This is a genomic window from Mesorhizobium sp. P2_C4, from assembly GCF_056404575.1.
Map to the genome: position 1 here is coordinate 44,195 of NZ_JBFUDT010000012.1, position 15,043 is coordinate 59,237.

The following is a 15,043-nucleotide window of genomic DNA, read 5'->3' on the forward strand; positions in this document are numbered from 1 at the left end:
GGCGGTTTTTTGTTGGCTGAAATCCAGCGAAACTTGCTGGTTCGGCCATTCCGTCAAAGCCCTGTCCTACTCACCGACCAGTTCCCTGAGCGCCATGCGCTTGTAGGCGGCGACCAGATCATCGCCCTCTTGCCGCTCAACCGAGATCGCCAGCCGCATGGCGGCCTCGCCCATCTGCCAGATGAGAAATGCCGTGGTTTCCAGCGCCGCCGGATCGGCGGCCGGCCGCAGCCGCTTCAGCACCGTGGTGAGGAATTCGGCGTTGGCGCGGCTGTCGGCGAGTTCGAGTTCACGCAGCGCCTTGTCGGCCTGTGTGCCCGACCAGATGTCGCGCATCACGGGCTCCGCCAGAAACAGCCCGTAATAGATATCGACCAGCTCCGAAAACGCCCGTCGCAGGCCCTCGGCGTCACTGACATCGGCCAAAGCGGCGGCAATGCAGGCCTGGCTTTCGGCGGTATGGCGCTCGGCCAGGGCCCAGATGATCGCCCGCTTGTCGGGAAAGAACTGGTAGAGCGAACCGATCGACACGCCGGCCCTTTCCGCCACTTCGCCCATGCGCATGGCGTCGCTGCCTTGCTCGGCGATCAGGGCCGAGGCGGCGGCCAGCATCCGCTCGACGCGTTCGCGGCTGCGCTGCTGGCTCGGCGCCCGGCGCGGCGATGCGATCTGCTCCGGCGGCGAAACGGATGCTGCGGTGTCTTCCATGACTGTCTCCCAAAAATCGCCGCCAAAATCACTTGACTCACAAAATACGAGGGTTTATCACGTTTTGCAAATGTGAGGATTGCTCATATTTGCAAAACAGAGGAACCCGAAATGACTGACACGACATCGAAACCAATTCTGGTACTCGGCGGCACCGGGAAAACCGGCCGCCGCCTTGCCGAGCGGCTGACCGCGCGCGGCCTGCCGGTGCGGATCGGCTCGCGCACCGGCACCCCAGGCTTCGACTGGGAAATCCCCGCGACCTGGGGCCAGGCGCTGCAGGGCGTCGGCGCCGTCTACATCAGCTACTATCCAGACCTGGCCGTTCCGGGTGCCGCCGAAGCGATCGGTGCCTTCGCCAGGCTTGCCGTGGCCAGCGGCGTCACCCGGCTGGTGCTGCTGTCGGGGCGCGGCGAGACGGAAGCGCAACGCGCCGAAGAGATGGTAAAAGCCTCCGGCGCCGACTGGACGATCCTGCGCTGCGCCTGGTTCGCCCAGAACTTCAGCGAAGGCTTCCTCATCTATTCCTTGCTCGACGGCGAGGTGGCGTTGCCGGTCGGCGGTGTCGGCGAACCTTTCGTCGATGCCGACGACATCGCCGAAGCCGCCTTCGTCGCGCTGACCGAGCCGGGCCATGCCGGCCAGCTCTATGAGCTGACCGGGCCGCGACTGCTGAGCTTCGCCGACGCGGTCGCCGAGATCGCCAGGGCCACCGGACGCGACATCCGCTTTGTCAGGATTTCGCACGCCGAGTTCACGGCCGCGGTGGCCGCGCACAAAATGCCGCCTGAGTTCGCCTGGCTGCTCAACGAGCTGTTCACCGAAGTGCTCGACGGCCGCAACGAGGCGCTCACCGACGGCGTCCAGCGCGTGCTTGGCCGCGCGCCGAAGGACTTCTTCACCTATGCAACCGAAACCGCCGCCACCGGCATCTGGAGCAAATGAGATGATCAAGCTTCTTCCCACCCTCACCATCATTGCCGCAATCGGCTCGGGCGTCGTCGGCGGCGTGTTTTTCGCCTTTTCCAATTTCGTCATGGCGGCGCTCGCCCGGTTGCCCGTCCCAGCGGGCATCGCCGCGATGAATTCGATCAACATCACGGTGATCACCCCGACCTTCATGACGGCGCTTTTCGGCACCGGCCTGCTCTGTGTGGTGCTTATCGCCGCCGCCATCATGGGCTGGAGCCAGTCAGGCTCGTACTGGTTGCTTGCCGGCGCGGTGATCTACCTGATCGGCAACCCGATCGTGACCATGGTCTTCAATGTGCCGCTCAACGATGCGCTCGCCGCCGTCGACCCGGCCAGCGCCAACGGCGCTGCCGTGTGGGCGAACCATCTGAGCCAATGGGTGATGTGGAACCACGTCCGAACCATCACCGCCATCGTGGCGATGGCCTGCTTCATCTTCGCGCTGCTCTGAAAGTCGTTGAGCAAGTAAGCTGCGTTGAGATTCAGGTCAGGCCGAGTCGAAAATGGTGGATGCCGAGAACCGGAGCGGAGCGTACTTTTCGTACGTGAGCACCGGAAGCGCAGGTATCCACCATTTGCAGGCCGGCCTCAGCTGAATATCGACGCAGATTAGGCCTTGCGGTCGGAATGGCCCAGATCGCGGTCCGGGTCGATCACGTCTCGCACCAGCTGCTTGAGCTTGGCGGCATCGGGAAAGCCGCCGTCGCGCTTGCGGTCCCAGACCAGCGTGTCGTTGCAGCTGATGGTGAAGATGCCGCCGGTGCCGGGCACCAGCGTTACTTCACCCAGATCCGTGCCGAAGGTGGAGAGCAGCTCCTGCGCCATCCAGCCGGCCCGCAGCAGCCACTGGCACTGGGTGCAATAGGTGATGCGGATGGTGGGCAGCGGTTTTTCGCTCATATCAGATTGAGCTCCGCTCATATCTTACGCCGCGCTGAGCTTGGCCATGGTCTCGTCGTCGACCTCGAAATTCGCGTAGACGCTCTGCACGTCGTCGTCGTCCTCGAGCGTGGCCACCAGCTTCATCAGTGACTGTGCCCGTTCCTCGTCGACGGGAACATTGTTCTGCGGCTGCCAGATCGGCTTCACCGACTCAGCCTCGCCGAGCGAGGCTTCCAGTGCCTTGGACACTTCCCCGAGGCTCTCGAAGCCACAATAAATGGTGTGGCCTTCCTCGTCTGTTTCAACGTCATCGGCGCCAGCCTCGATCGCCGCGTCCATGACCTTGTCGGCGCTGCCGGCAGACGCCGGATAGTAGATCTCGCCGGCGCGGTTCCACATGAACGACACCGAGCCGGTTTCGCCGAGCGCACCACCGGCCTTGGTGAAGGCGGCGCGCACGTTCGAGGCCGAACGGTTGCGGTTGTCGGTCAGCGCTTCGACGATCAGTGCCACGCCGCCCGGCCCGTAGCCTTCATAGCGCACCGCTTCGTAATTCTCAGCATCGCCCATCGACGCCTTGTTTACGGCGCGCTGGATGTTGTCCTTCGGCATCGACACCGCCTTGGCGTTCTGGATTGCCAGTCGCAGACGCGGGTTCATCGACGGATCGGGCGTACCGCTCTTGGCGGCGACGGTGATTTCGCGCGCAAGCTTGGAAAACATTTTCGACCGCACCGCGTCCTGGCGGCCCTTGCGGTGCATGATATTCTTGAACTGTGAATGGCCAGCCATGGCACCCCTGTCGTCTTCTCGGCTGAGCATGCCGAAGCGAGGTGATTTCACCTCGTCTTCCGCAATGCTCAAATTCAAAATTTAGAACGGCCCTTGTGCGTCCGGACGGACACAACGGCGCTCTCTGTCGGAATGGCCGGCTTATAGATAAATCGGCTCAATTCGTCCAGCCGCGCCGTGTATGCGGCGCGAGCGTTGAGGGCCGCGGCCTTTTCCTGGGCTAATGGCCGCCGGACCGGGACTTCTTGCGCTTGCGCGCCAGCATGTTGAGGCCTTCGACCAGCGCCGAAAAGCCCATGGCGGCGTAGATGTAGCCCTTGGGCACATGATAGCCCATGCCGTCGGCGATCAGCGTCATGCCGATCATCAACAGGAAGCCCAGCGCCAGCATGACGATGGTCGGGTTCTTGGCGATGAAATTGGCCAACGGCGCGGCCGCCAGCATCATCACGCTCACCGCCACGATCACCGCGATGTACATGATGGCGATCTCATCGGTCATGCCGACGGCGGTGATGATCGAATCGATCGAGAAGACGAGGTCGAGCAGCAGGATCTGGAAGATCGCGCCGGCGAGCGAAAGCTGCAGCGTCTCGCCCATCATCGAGTCCTGATGATCGTCGAGATCGACCGTATGGTGGATTTCCTTGGTCGCCTTCCACACCAGGAACAGGCCGCCGGCGATTAGGATGAGGTCGCGCCAGGAAAAGCCGTGGCTGAAGGCGGTGAACACCGGCGTCGTCAGTTGGACGATGATCGAGATGGTGGCAAGCAGCACTAGCCGCATGACCAGCGCCGCCGAAATGCCGAGCCGCCGGGCGCGGGCCCGCTGCGCTTCCGGCAATTTGTTGGTCAGGATCGAGATGAAGATCAGATTGTCGATGCCGAGCACGATCTCCAGCACCACCAGCGTCAGCAGCGCGATCCACGCGGTCGGATCATTGACGAAGGCAAAATGCGGCGCCAGGAATTCGATGAGCTGCATGGAGGTCGTCCCCTCTTTAACGATCTAGAGCAGTTTCGCGGTTGGCCGGCAGTTAGGTACTGCGCGCACCCATATCAATGTCACGACCAGAAGGACGGCGCGGTTTCCTCCAGCCGTGGCCCGCGGCGAAACGGCGCGATCTTCTCGGCCAGGCCGGTGCGGTCGGAAATATCGATGCCGACGCCGCACAATGTCGCCGGTCCGGTCGCCGCTTCGAACCGGCCTTTCGGCACTTTTGACAGAAACCGGTTGAGCGGCTCTTCCTTGTCCATGCCGAGCGAGGAATCATAATCGCCGCACATGCCGGCGTCGGACAGATAGCCGGTGCCGCCATTGAGGATCTGGTGATCGGCGGTCGGCTGATGCGTGTGGGTGCCGACGACGAGGCTGGCACGGCCATCGACGAAATGCGCAAAACACATTTTTTCCGAGGTCGCTTCGGCATGGAAATCGATGACCACCGCATCGGCCTGTTCGCCGAGCGGGCAGGCGGCCAGCTCGCGCTCGCCGGCCTGGAACGGATCGTCCAGCTCGGGGTGCATGAACACCCGGCCCATGATGTTGGCGACCAGAACGCGCGCGCCGTTCCTGGCGATGTAGACGCCGGAGCCACGCCCCGGCGTGCCCTTGGGGAAATTCGACGGGCGCAGGAAGCGCTCCTCGCGCGGCGCGAAAACCAGCGCGTCGCGCTGGTCCCAGACATGGTTGCCGGTGGTCACGACATCGGCGCCGGCCGCGATCGTGTCGCGAAAGATGTCTTCGGTGATGCCGAAGCCGCCGGCGGCGTTCTCGCCATTGACGATGACGAAATCGAGTTTGAAATCCGAGATCAGGCCGGGCAGCTGTTCCCACACTGCCGTGCGTCCCGATTTGCCGACCATATCGCCAAGAAAGAGAAGTCTCATCTACGTCCTGAAAAGCTGCATGGCTCCTTGGAAAGGATCATGCGTCTGAAAGATAATCTATCTACAATTTTGGCGCGAACCGGCGCAACCCGCTCTCGGTGAGTATTTCCGAGATGACGACGTCATGCGGCTCGTCGGGAACCAGCGCCACTTCCTGGCAGTCGAAGGCGATGCCGATCAGCCGGGGCGGCTGGCCCTTGTCGATCAGTCTGGCGATGGCGCGATCGTAATAGCCGGCGCCATAGCCGATACGGTGGCCGCGCGCGTCGAAGGCGGCCAGCGGCACCAGCATCACCGCGGGATCGAGCACCTCGGCCTCTTCATGCGGCCCGACGGTGCCGAATCCCATCTCGACCATCGGCGCGCCGCGCACCAGTTCGCGAAAGACGATGGTCGTCTTGTCGAGAATGGCCGGCAGGCAGAGCCGCGCTCCTTGCTCGCGCAACGCAAACATCAGCGGCCGCACATCCACCTCCGAGCGCATCGGCCAAAAGCCGGAGACGATCTGTCCCGGTTCGATCGCGAGGTGATCGCGCGCCGTCTCGGCCATTTCGAGCGCCGCTTCCACCCGCCAGAACGCATCGAGCGCATCGCGGCGGCCGAGTGCTTCCTTGCGGAGGTGTTTCTTCAATTCTTTTGGAGATGTCATGGAGCCAAGGTAGAAAAGGTCGGGTTTGAACGGAGTGTCAGGAACGACGTTTCTACCGCATGATCCGCCGAAATGTCAGTGGATCCAAAGCGTTTGAGTGACGATCCACACAACCGGTGGAGAGAGCGATCCCGGGAACCTACAAAGTAGGTGGGCGCCGTATGAGAAAACCCACGGGTCTTCCCAGGGACAGCTCCCTAGGGATCATTAAGGCCCCGGGGAAAATGTTCTCCTGCCGGGAAGCGCAGACCGTCACCCCCGATATAGGCTTGTTGCGGCCTATAGACCAGATGCCAGGGCATTCTCGGCTGCTTTATTCGCGACACGCCCCTGCCACCAGACCAGCGCCGGCACCGCCAGCAGTTCGACGCAGAGCCCGGCGATGTGGCCCGCCGACGGCGCGCCGGCCATCAGCAGCGAAAAAAGCCGCGCCAGCCCGCCGGTGAAGGTGCAGGCGGCGAGCAGGCGAAACCGTTCGGTATTGGTCTCGATGCCGGGAATGCAGCTGTACCAGGCGATGCCGACGGCTAGGAAAAAGCCGGAGAGGAAACGGAAATGGCTGTCGAGATCGACCGGCCACGGCGGTGCGACATGCAGAAACTGCGGTCCCGACACCATGCCTTCGAAGCCGACCAGCACCGGCGTCGCCGCCAGCACCCCGACAGCCACTTGTAGCGCCGCTTTGCCGAACGTCTTTTCTTTCAACTCTGTCGCCCCCGGTCCGAGGTTGGACCTGACGAAGCAACGTATTTGGCGGCACGAGGTTTCACGGCAGCTTCGCCGCAGCCTTGCACAGGCAAGGCCGCGTCCTTACGGTTCAACTGAAGAGAACCAAGGAGCAAAAATGCGTTTCGAAGGCACGGCGGCCTATGTCGCCGACAAGGACCTGATGGTGGCGGTCAACGCGGCGATCGCGCTAGAGCGGCCCTTGCTGGTCAAGGGTGAGCCCGGCACCGGCAAGACCGAACTTGCCAGGCAAGTGGCATCCGCACTCGGCCTCGACCTGATCGAATGGCACGTCAAGTCGACGACGCGGGCGCAGCAGGGTCTGTACGAATATGACGCCGTGTCGCGGCTGCGCGACAGCCAGCTCGGCGATAACAGGTTCAACGACATCAGGAACTACATCAAGCGCGGCAAGCTTTGGGAAGCCTTCGCCGCCGGCAAGAAGGTCGTGCTTCTGATCGATGAGATCGACAAGGCCGACATCGAGTTCCCCAACGATTTGCTGCAGGAACTCGATCGGATGGAGTTCTTCGTCTACGAGACCGGCGAGACGATCCGCGCCGAGGTCAGGCCGATCGTCATCATCACCTCCAACAACGAGAAGGAGCTGCCGGACGCCTTCCTGCGCCGCTGCTTCTTCCACTACATCCGCTTTCCCGACGTCGAGACACTGCACAAAATCGTCGACGTCCACTATCCCGGCATCAAGCAGAATCTGGTGCGCGCGGCGCTGACCCAGTTCTACGAAATCCGCGACGTCCCCGGCCTGAAGAAAAAGCCGTCGACCTCCGAAGCGCTGGACTGGATCCGGTTGTTGGTGGCCGACGACATCGCACCGGAGGATCTGCGCGCCGACCCGAAGAATGCGCTGCCAAAACTGCATGGGGCGCTGCTGAAGAACGAGCAGGACGTGCACCTGTTCGAGCGCCTGGCTTTTATGGCGAGACGGCAGGGGTAAGCGGCAGCAATAGGGTTTTCCCTGCTGTGGACCGTTGCCGGCGACTGCGCACCGAGGCAGCTTGGCGCTCTAAAACTTCGGAGAAATGAAATGACCGAAATCACCGTGCGCCCGCTGGCACAGTCCGATCACGCAGACTGGCAGCGGCTGTGGACTGCCTATCTCACCTTCTACGAGACGAAACTGCCGCAAGAGGTCTACGCCCTCACCTGGAAACGACTGTTCACGCAAGGCGAGTTCGAGCCGAAAGGCTTCATCGCCACGCTCGACGGCAAGGCGGTTGGTCTGACCCACTATCTCTACCACCGCTCCGGCTGGTCGGAGAAAAACAATTGCTATCTGCAGGACCTGTTCGCCGACCCCGACGTGCGCGGCAAGGGCATCGGCGCGGCCCTCATCGAAGCGGTGAAGCAGGAAGCGGCCAAGATTGGCGTGAAAAATGTCTACTGGATGACGCACGAAACCAACACCACCGCGCGCAAGCTATACGACCATGTGGCGCGGCGCACGGGCTTCATCGAGTATGATTTGCTATAGATAGACATGTTCATCCCCTTCTTCCTCGAACTAAAGGCCGCGCGGGTTCCTGTTTCGCTAAGGGAATATCTGTCGCTGCTGGAGGGGCTGGAAGCGGGACTGGTCGACTATGATGTCGAGGGCTTTTACTACCTTGCCCGCGCCGCTTTGGTGAAGGACGAGCGCCATATCGACCGCTTCGACCAGGTGTTTGCGCATGTCTTTAGGGGTGTCGAGGCGCTGGGAGGGCCGGATGCGGTAGACGTCGCCAGTATTCCCGAGGAATGGTTGCGCCGCCTTGCCGAAAAACACCTGACCGACGAGGAGAAAAAGCTGGTCGAGGCGCTGGGCGGTTTCGAAAAGCTGATGGAGACGCTGAAGCAACGGCTGGAGGAACAAAGAGGCCGCCACCAGGGCGGCTCGAAATGGATCGGCACCGGCGGCACCTCGCCTTTCGGCGCCTATGGCTACAACCCCGAAGGCGTGCGCATCGGCCAGCACGAAAGCCGCAACCGCCGCGCGGTCAAGGTCTGGGACAAGCGTGAGTTCAAGAATTTCGATGATGCCGTCGAACTCGGCACCCGCAACATCAAGATCGCGCTGAAGCGCTTGCGCCGCTGGGTGCGCGAAGGCGCGGAGGAAGAGTTCGACCTGCCCGGCACCATCCATGCCACCGCCGAGCATGGCTATCTCGACGTGCAGACGCGGCCCGAAAGGCGCAACGCGGTGAAGCTGTTGATGTTCTTCGACGTCGGCGGCTCGATGGACGATCACATCAAAACCGTCGAGGAATTGTTTTCGGCCGCGCGCGCCGAATTCCGCCAGCTCGAATATTTTTATTTCCACAACTGCCTCTACGAGGGCGTGTGGAAGGACAATCGCCGCCGCCATGCGGAGGTGATTCCGACCTTCGACCTGCTTCACAAATACGGCCCGGATTACAAGGTGATCGTCGTCGGCGACGCCTCGATGAGCCCCTACGAGATTGCGCACCCCGGCGGCTCGGTCGAGCACTGGAACCCGGAGGCCGGCGTCGTCTGGCTCGGTCGCCTGCTGCAGCAATGGCCGAACGCGGTATGGCTCAACCCGGAAAACCAGAAGAATTGGGGCTTTACCCATTCGATCGCGATGATCCGCGACATCTTCGGCGGCCGCATGTTTCCGCTGACGCTCGCCGGGCTGGAAGGCGCTACGAAACAGCTTTCCAGGAAACATTGATTTGCCTGCTCGAACGGTGGAGATTCAGGTCAGGCCGAGGCGAAAATGGTTGATACCGAGAACCGGAGCGGAGCGTACTTTTCGTACGTGAGCACCGGAAGCGCAGGTATCAGCCATTTGCAGGCCGGCCTCACCTGAATATCGCTGTAACAAATGCCTATGTTGGTGCGAATATAGCTTGCAATCAACAACGAGCCGGCAAGGCTGAGGAGATCAAATGGACACCCACACCTATCCCGTGACCCGCACCGATGCCGAATGGCGCGCCCGGCTGACGCCGGAGCAATATGCGGTGATGCGCAACCATGGCACCGAGCGGCCGGGAAGCTGCGCGCTGCTCTACGAAAAGCGCGCCGGCACCTTTTCCTGCGTCGGCTGCGACCAGCCGCTGTTCGAATCCAAGCTGAAGTTCGAGAGCGGCACCGGCTGGCCGAGCTTCAACGATCCGGTCCCGGGTTCGGTCGAGAACACGGTCGACCGCAGCTACGGCATGGTCCGCACCGAATGCCACTGCGCCCGCTGCGGCAGCCATCTCGGCCACGTCTTCGACGACGGCCCGCCGCCGACCGGCCTGCGCTATTGCATCAACGGCGTGGCGCTGAAATTCGAGCCGGCGGCTTAAGCCGCAACTCGGTCATCGCGCGAAGGGCGGCTCCGGCCGCCCTTTTTCGTTCAGCGACGGCCTCAGAGAACAGCCGTCAGGATTAGCCACAAAGCGGAACCGAGCATCATCGCCGAGGCCTTGGCGCCACCGGCCTTCTCGGCGGTTCGCCAGACGGCAAGGGTCAGGAAGATGTTGTAGGGCACCGGCGAAAAATGCACTGCCAAAACCAACGCGAGCGGCAGCTTCAGCCCGAGCAGGATGAGTGCCGCCACCGTCGAGGCGATGTTGATGGCGGTGCCGACAAAGGCCAGGTCGCGCCAGAACAGCCGGTCGAGCGGTACCAAGCCTTGCCAGCGCGAGCCAAAGAAGGACCCGACGCCGGATTTCATATCTTGCTCTGCCCCAGCACCTCGGTGACGGCGCGCTCGATGCGTGAGCATTCCGTCACCAGCCAGTCGGCCATGGCCGGCCAGTTGTCCTCGGCATAGCAGTTGACCCGCCACATCGAATTGATGCCGAGGCCGTCGCAACTCTGCTCCGGCCTGAGCTTCAGCCTGTCTTCGATCGCCGGCTGGAACGGCTTCAACCGCGTCCAGGCCTGCGTGGCGCCGAACTTCTCGTTGCGGCCGAAGAAGACGCCGACATGGTTCTGCGCCGGCGCGACATACATGGAAAGCACCAACGCGAAATCGGGCAGCCCGCGCTGCCAGAACCAGGGTCCGCGCCGCGCCATCAGGGCGCGTTCTTCCGGATGCCGTTCCGCGAACAGCGTCCAGAAGCTGCGCTGGCGAAATTCAGAGGCGCGGCGAGCGCCAAAATCGAATTCGCTCATGGTTCGATGCCCGCTCCAGCATCATGCTCGGCCCGAGACTGTTTCGAAATTCGCTCCGGCGAGTCATATGGTGGTGGTTTCGAGAACCGGAGCGCAGCGGACTTTTGGGTCCGTGAGCCTAGGTGAGCACAGAAAACGCCATCAGATGGCCGCTGGAGTAGAATTTCCAGACAGTCTCTACACCATGCCGAGCGCAGCCTTGTACAGATCGAGGATGGTTTCCTCTTCCTGGCGCTCGGCTTGGTCCTTCTTGCGCAGCCGGATGATCGACCGCATCGCCTTGGTGTCGAAGCCAGTGCCCTTGGCCTCGGCGAACACTTCCTTGATGTCGTCGGAAATCGTCTTCTTCTCTTCCTCGAGCCGCTCGATGCGTTCGATGAAGGCGCGCAACTGGCCGGCGGCAACAGTCTGGCTGGTATCGGTGATGTCGTCGGCCATTTTTCTTCTCCGCTTCTTTTTAAGCGCCGCGATTCTGGTGCGGCGAAATTGGAGCGGGTTCGATGCCCGAGCGGGCGCGGCGGGTCAAGACATTATCGGCGCTTCGAGAACGGCTGCTGCCAGCCGTCCCCGGAGCGATCGATCCGCGCGTCAATTAAACGCGATCAGCAGATCCTTCGCGTCGATCTGGTCGCCGGCCTTGACCAGCACCTCGGCGATCGTGCCGTCGCGCTCGGCATGCAGCGCCGTCTCCATTTTCATGGCTTCGATCGACAGCAGCACGTCACCGGCCTTAACCGCCTGACCGGCGGCAACCGCAAGTGCAGAGACCACGCCCGGCATCGGCGCGCCGACATGTGCTTCATTGCCGGGCTCGGCCTTGCGCCGCGCCTTGGCGGCGGAAGCGCCATGCGCGCGGTCCGGCACCTTGATGCGGCGCGGCTGGCCATTGAGCTCGAAGAACACGGTCACCATGCCCTTCTCGTCGACATCGCCGATGGCCAGGCAGCGCACCACCAGCGTCTTGCCCTTCTCGATATCGACAAAGATCTCGTCTTCCGACTTCATGCCGTAAAAATAGGTCGGCGTCGGCAGCACGCTGACCGGCCCGTAGGTTTCCTGCGCGCCGACGAAGTCGGAAAAAACCTTCGGATACATCAGCCACGAGGCGAATTCGAATTCTGACAGCTTGCGCTCGAGCTTCTCCTCGATCTCCTTGCGGCTGGCCTTCAGGTCGGCGGCCTTCAGCAGCGAGCCTGGCCTGACCGTGATCGGCTTGTCGCCCTTCAAAACCTTCTTCTGCAGCGCCTCCGGCCAGCCGCCGGGCGACTGGCCGAGATCGCCGCGCAGCATCGACACCACCGAGTCCGGGAAGGCGATGTCCTTGCTGGGGTTCTCGACGTCGGCGACAGTCAGATCCTGGCTCACCATCATCAGCGCCATGTCGCCGACCACCTTGGACGACGGCGTCACCTTGACGATATCGCCGAACATCAGGTTGACGTCGTGATAGGTCTGCGCCACCTCGTGCCAGCGCGTTTCCAGCCCGAGCGAGCGCGCCTGCTCCTTCAGATTTGTGAACTGCCCGCCCGGCATTTCGTGCAGATAGACTTCCGAGGCCGGACCTTTGAGGTCGCTCTCGAAGGCGGCGTACTGGTTGCGCACCGCCTCCCAGTAGAACGAGATTTTCCTGATCCACAGCGGATCGAGGCCGGGGTCGCGCTCGGTGCCCTTCAGCGCCTCGACGATCGAGCCCAGGCATGGCTGCGAGGTGTTGCCTGACAGCGAATCCATTGCCGCGTCGATGGCGTCGACGCCGCTCTCCACCGCCGCCAGCACCGTCGCCGCCGACAGGCCTGAGGTATCGTGCGTGTGGAAATGGATCGGCAGGTCGCTCGCCTCGCGCAGCGCCTTGAACAGCACGCGGGCCGCGGCCGGCTTCAGCAGGCCGGCCATGTCCTTGACGGCGATGATGTGGGCGCCGGCCGCCTGCAATTCCCTGGCCAGCCCGACATAATATTTGAGATCGTATTTGGCCCGCGCCGGATCGAGGATGTCGCCGGTGTAGCAGATCGCCGCCTCACACAGCTTGCCCTCGGCGCCAACCGCATCCATGGCGACGCGCATGTTCTCGACCCAGTTCAGGCAGTCGAAGACGCGGAACAGGTCGATGCCGCCGGCAGCTGCTTGACGGACGAAATGCTGCACGACATTGTCGGGATAGTTGGTGTAGCCGACGCCATTGGCGCCGCGCAGCAGCATCTGTAGCAACAGATTGGGTGCGGCTTCGCGCACCAGCGACAGCCGCTCCCACGGGTCTTCGGTGAGGAAGCGCATGGCGACGTCAAACGTGGCGCCGCCCCAACATTCGAGCGACAAAAGCTGCGGCAGTGCGCGTGCATAAGTGCCGGCAATGCCGGCGATGTCATGCGTGCGCATGCGCGTTGCCAGCAGCGACTGATGCCCGTCGCGCATCGTCGTATCGGTGACCAGCACCTCCTTTTGCGCGCGCATCCACGCGGCGAATTTTTCCGGCCCGAGCGCGTCGAGCTTCTGCTTGCTGCCGCCAGGTACATTGCCATTGAGATAGGGCACCACAGGGGCCGCCGCATCGGCCTTCGGCTTGGGCCGGCCGCGCGTCTCGGGATGGCCGTTGACGGAGACATCGGCCAGATAGTTGAGCAGCTTGGTGGCGCGGTCCTGCCGCTTGACCTGCTGGAACAGCTCCGGCGTCGTGTCGATGAACTTGGTCGTGTAGGAATTGTCCGCGAAACTCGGGTGATTGATGATCGCCTCGAGGAAAGTCAGATTGGTCGCCACGCCGCGGATGCGGAACTCGCGCAGCGCCCGGTTCATGCGGGCGATGGTCTCGACCGGCGTCGGCGCCCACGCCGTTACCTTCTCCAGCAGCGGATCGTAGAAGCGGGTAATGACCGCACCCGAATAGGCTGTGCCGCCATCGAGCCGGATGCCGAAGCCGGTGGCGCCGCGATAGGCGGTGATGCGGCCATAGTCCGGAATGAAATTGTGCTCGGGATCTTCCGTCGTGATGCGGCACTGCAGGGCATGGCCGTTCAGCCTGATGTCTTTCTGCGCCGGTACACCCGATTCCGGCGTGCCGATGGCAAAGCCGTCGAGGATGTGGATCTGCGCCTTGACGATGTCGATGCCGGTCACTTGTTCGGTGACGGTGTGCTCGACCTGGATACGCGGGTTGACCTCGATGAAATAGAATTTGCCGGTGTCGGCATCCTGCAGGAACTCGACCGTGCCGGCGCCGATATAGGCCGTCTCGCGGGCGATCTTCAGCGCGTAACCGCACAGCTCTTCGCGTTGCGCCATCTCAAGATACGGCGCCGGCGCCCGTTCGACCACCTTCTGGTTGCGGCGCTGGATCGAACAGTCGCGCTCGAACAGGTGCACGGCGTTGCCTTGGCGGTCGCCCAGCACCTGCACCTCGACATGGCGGGCGCGCTCGATCAGCTTCTCGAGATAGACCTCATCCTTGCCGAAGGCGGCTTTCGCCTCGCGCTTGCCTTCCGTGACTTCACGGGCAAGGTCGGCTTCGGCGCGAATGGCGCGCATGCCGCGACCGCCACCGCCCCACGATGCCTTCAGCATCACCGGGTAACCGATCTCCTTGGCCAGTTTCTTGACCGCCTCCATGTCATCCGGCAACGGATCGGTGGCGGGGATCACCGGCACGCCGACCTCGATGGCGAGGTTGCGCGCCGCAACCTTGTTGCCGAGCCTTCGCATCGTGTCCGGCTTCGGGCCGATGAAGGTGATGCCGGCCTCGGCGCAGGCGTCGGCGAATTCGGGGCTCTCCGACAACAGGCCGTAGCCCGGGTGGATCGCATCGGCGCCCGACAGCCTGGCGACGCGGATCACCTCCTCGATCGACAGATAGCTTTCGATCGGCCCCATATCGCGGGTCAGATGCGGTCCGCGCCCGACCTGGTAGCTTTCGTCGGCCTTGAAACGGTGCAGCGAATATTTGTCTTCCTCTGCCCAGATCGCCACAGTTTTGAGGCCCAGTTCGTTGGCCGCGCGAAAGACGCGGATGGCGATTTCGGACCGGTTGGCGACAAGGATCTTCGTGATTGCCAAGGACTGGGCTCCAGACACGAGAGGATGGGGGCTAAAGGCAATGATTAACGCGAAAATGCTGCAGTGCAAACAAAATCAGGAGGCGATTAAACCGATTTAAATCGATTCTTCGCGCGAAAGCGGCATGCTCTTGCCTGGACGCGTCAGCGGCCTCCGATTTGCAATCCAGGCGGATGCCTTTCGCCCGGTGCATCGAGGATCGATTTCGGGTTTGGATAGAGGTCGTACCCGACATGAAAAATGCCCGGC

The 15,043-nt window shown here is 62.6% G+C and carries 17 protein-coding genes and 1 other RNA gene; 6 read left to right on the top strand and 12 right to left on the bottom strand.

Going from position 1 to position 15,043, the window contains the following annotated elements; translation table 11 throughout:
* Positions 1-66: 66 nt before the first annotated feature.
* A complete protein-coding gene (locus AC1DX6_RS29380; protein ID WP_477319885.1) occupies positions 67-708 on the bottom strand; it encodes a TetR/AcrR family transcriptional regulator in 642 nt (213 codons plus the stop codon).
* Positions 709-819: 111 nt separating this feature from the next.
* Between AC1DX6_RS29380 and AC1DX6_RS29385 the strand changes: the two genes are divergently transcribed.
* Positions 820-1,653 carry a Rossmann-fold NAD(P)-binding domain-containing protein gene (locus tag AC1DX6_RS29385; RefSeq protein WP_477319887.1) on the top strand — a complete coding sequence of 278 codons (834 nt, stop codon included), beginning with the start codon at positions 820-822 and terminating at the stop codon, positions 1,651-1,653.
* Between the two features lies 1 nt (position 1,654).
* Entirely contained in the window at positions 1,655-2,131 is a 477-nt protein-coding gene (locus tag AC1DX6_RS29390) for an anthrone oxygenase family protein (protein ID WP_477319889.1), read from the top strand.
* Positions 2,132-2,289: 158 nt separating this feature from the next.
* On the opposite strand, the gene AC1DX6_RS29395 is transcribed toward AC1DX6_RS29390, so the two are convergent.
* The 7 genes from AC1DX6_RS29395 to AC1DX6_RS29425 form a co-directional block, all read right to left on the bottom strand.
* Positions 2,290-2,580 (bottom strand): Rdx family protein, encoded by a 291-nt coding sequence (locus tag AC1DX6_RS29395; RefSeq protein ID WP_477319891.1) that lies wholly within the window; start codon positions 2,578-2,580, stop codon positions 2,290-2,292.
* 24 nt (positions 2,581-2,604) lie between these two features.
* Positions 2,605-3,354, bottom strand: a complete 750-nt coding sequence (locus tag AC1DX6_RS29400) for a YebC/PmpR family DNA-binding transcriptional regulator (RefSeq protein WP_477319980.1) — start codon at positions 3,352-3,354, stop codon at positions 2,605-2,607.
* Between the two features lie 220 nt (positions 3,355-3,574).
* Positions 3,575-4,339 (bottom strand): TerC family protein, encoded by a 765-nt coding sequence (locus AC1DX6_RS29405; RefSeq protein ID WP_477319893.1) that lies wholly within the window; start codon positions 4,337-4,339, stop codon positions 3,575-3,577.
* Between the two features lie 80 nt (positions 4,340-4,419).
* On the bottom strand, positions 4,420-5,244 hold the full coding sequence (locus AC1DX6_RS29410; RefSeq protein ID WP_477319895.1) for a TIGR00282 family metallophosphoesterase: 825 nt from the start codon (positions 5,242-5,244) through the stop codon (positions 4,420-4,422).
* Between the two features lie 61 nt (positions 5,245-5,305).
* Positions 5,306-5,893: a 5-formyltetrahydrofolate cyclo-ligase gene (locus AC1DX6_RS29415; RefSeq protein WP_477319897.1), complete on the bottom strand. Its 588-nt coding sequence runs from the start codon at positions 5,891-5,893 to the stop codon at positions 5,306-5,308.
* 98 nt (positions 5,894-5,991) lie between these two features.
* A non-coding RNA gene (gene ssrS, locus AC1DX6_RS29420) (6S RNA) lies at positions 5,992-6,147 on the bottom strand.
* Between the two features lie 25 nt (positions 6,148-6,172).
* On the bottom strand, positions 6,173-6,598 hold the full coding sequence (locus AC1DX6_RS29425; RefSeq protein ID WP_477319899.1) for a DUF4345 domain-containing protein: 426 nt from the start codon (positions 6,596-6,598) through the stop codon (positions 6,173-6,175).
* Positions 6,599-6,737: 139 nt separating this feature from the next.
* Between AC1DX6_RS29425 and AC1DX6_RS29430 the strand changes: the two genes are divergently transcribed.
* The 4 genes from AC1DX6_RS29430 to msrB all read left to right on the top strand — a co-directional run bounded on the left by AC1DX6_RS29430 (position 6,738) and on the right by msrB (position 9,933).
* Entirely contained in the window at positions 6,738-7,577 is an 840-nt protein-coding gene (locus tag AC1DX6_RS29430) for an AAA family ATPase (RefSeq protein ID WP_477319901.1), read from the top strand.
* Positions 7,578-7,667: 90 nt separating this feature from the next.
* Positions 7,668-8,114, top strand: coding sequence for an N-acetyltransferase family protein (locus AC1DX6_RS29435; protein ID WP_477319903.1), 447 nt, complete (start codon positions 7,668-7,670; stop codon positions 8,112-8,114).
* A gap of 6 nt (positions 8,115-8,120) precedes the next feature.
* Positions 8,121-9,311, top strand: coding sequence for a vWA domain-containing protein (locus AC1DX6_RS29440; protein WP_477319905.1), 1,191 nt, complete (start codon positions 8,121-8,123; stop codon positions 9,309-9,311).
* A 217-nt stretch (positions 9,312-9,528) separates the two neighbouring features.
* Complete coding sequence (msrB, locus tag AC1DX6_RS29445) at positions 9,529-9,933, top strand: peptide-methionine (R)-S-oxide reductase MsrB (protein ID WP_477246052.1); 405 nt, start codon at positions 9,529-9,531, stop codon at positions 9,931-9,933.
* A gap of 62 nt (positions 9,934-9,995) precedes the next feature.
* Here the strand turns inward: msrB and AC1DX6_RS29450 are convergent, their stop codons facing one another.
* From AC1DX6_RS29450 to pyc, 4 genes are all read right to left on the bottom strand, one after another.
* Positions 9,996-10,304 carry a hypothetical protein gene (locus AC1DX6_RS29450; RefSeq protein ID WP_477319907.1) on the bottom strand — a complete coding sequence of 103 codons (309 nt, stop codon included), beginning with the start codon at positions 10,302-10,304 and terminating at the stop codon, positions 9,996-9,998.
* Positions 10,301-10,747, bottom strand: coding sequence for a hypothetical protein (locus AC1DX6_RS29455; protein WP_477319909.1), 447 nt, complete (start codon positions 10,745-10,747; stop codon positions 10,301-10,303). Before AC1DX6_RS29455 ends, AC1DX6_RS29450 begins: the two co-directional genes overlap by 4 nt.
* A 177-nt stretch (positions 10,748-10,924) precedes the next feature.
* Complete coding sequence (locus AC1DX6_RS29460; RefSeq protein ID WP_477246046.1) at positions 10,925-11,185, bottom strand: DUF2312 domain-containing protein; 261 nt, start codon at positions 11,183-11,185, stop codon at positions 10,925-10,927.
* A 150-nt stretch (positions 11,186-11,335) separates the two neighbouring features.
* Positions 11,336-14,794: a pyruvate carboxylase gene (pyc, locus tag AC1DX6_RS29465; RefSeq protein ID WP_477319911.1), complete on the bottom strand. Its 3,459-nt coding sequence runs from the start codon at positions 14,792-14,794 to the stop codon at positions 11,336-11,338.
* Positions 14,795-15,043 lie beyond the last annotated feature (249 nt).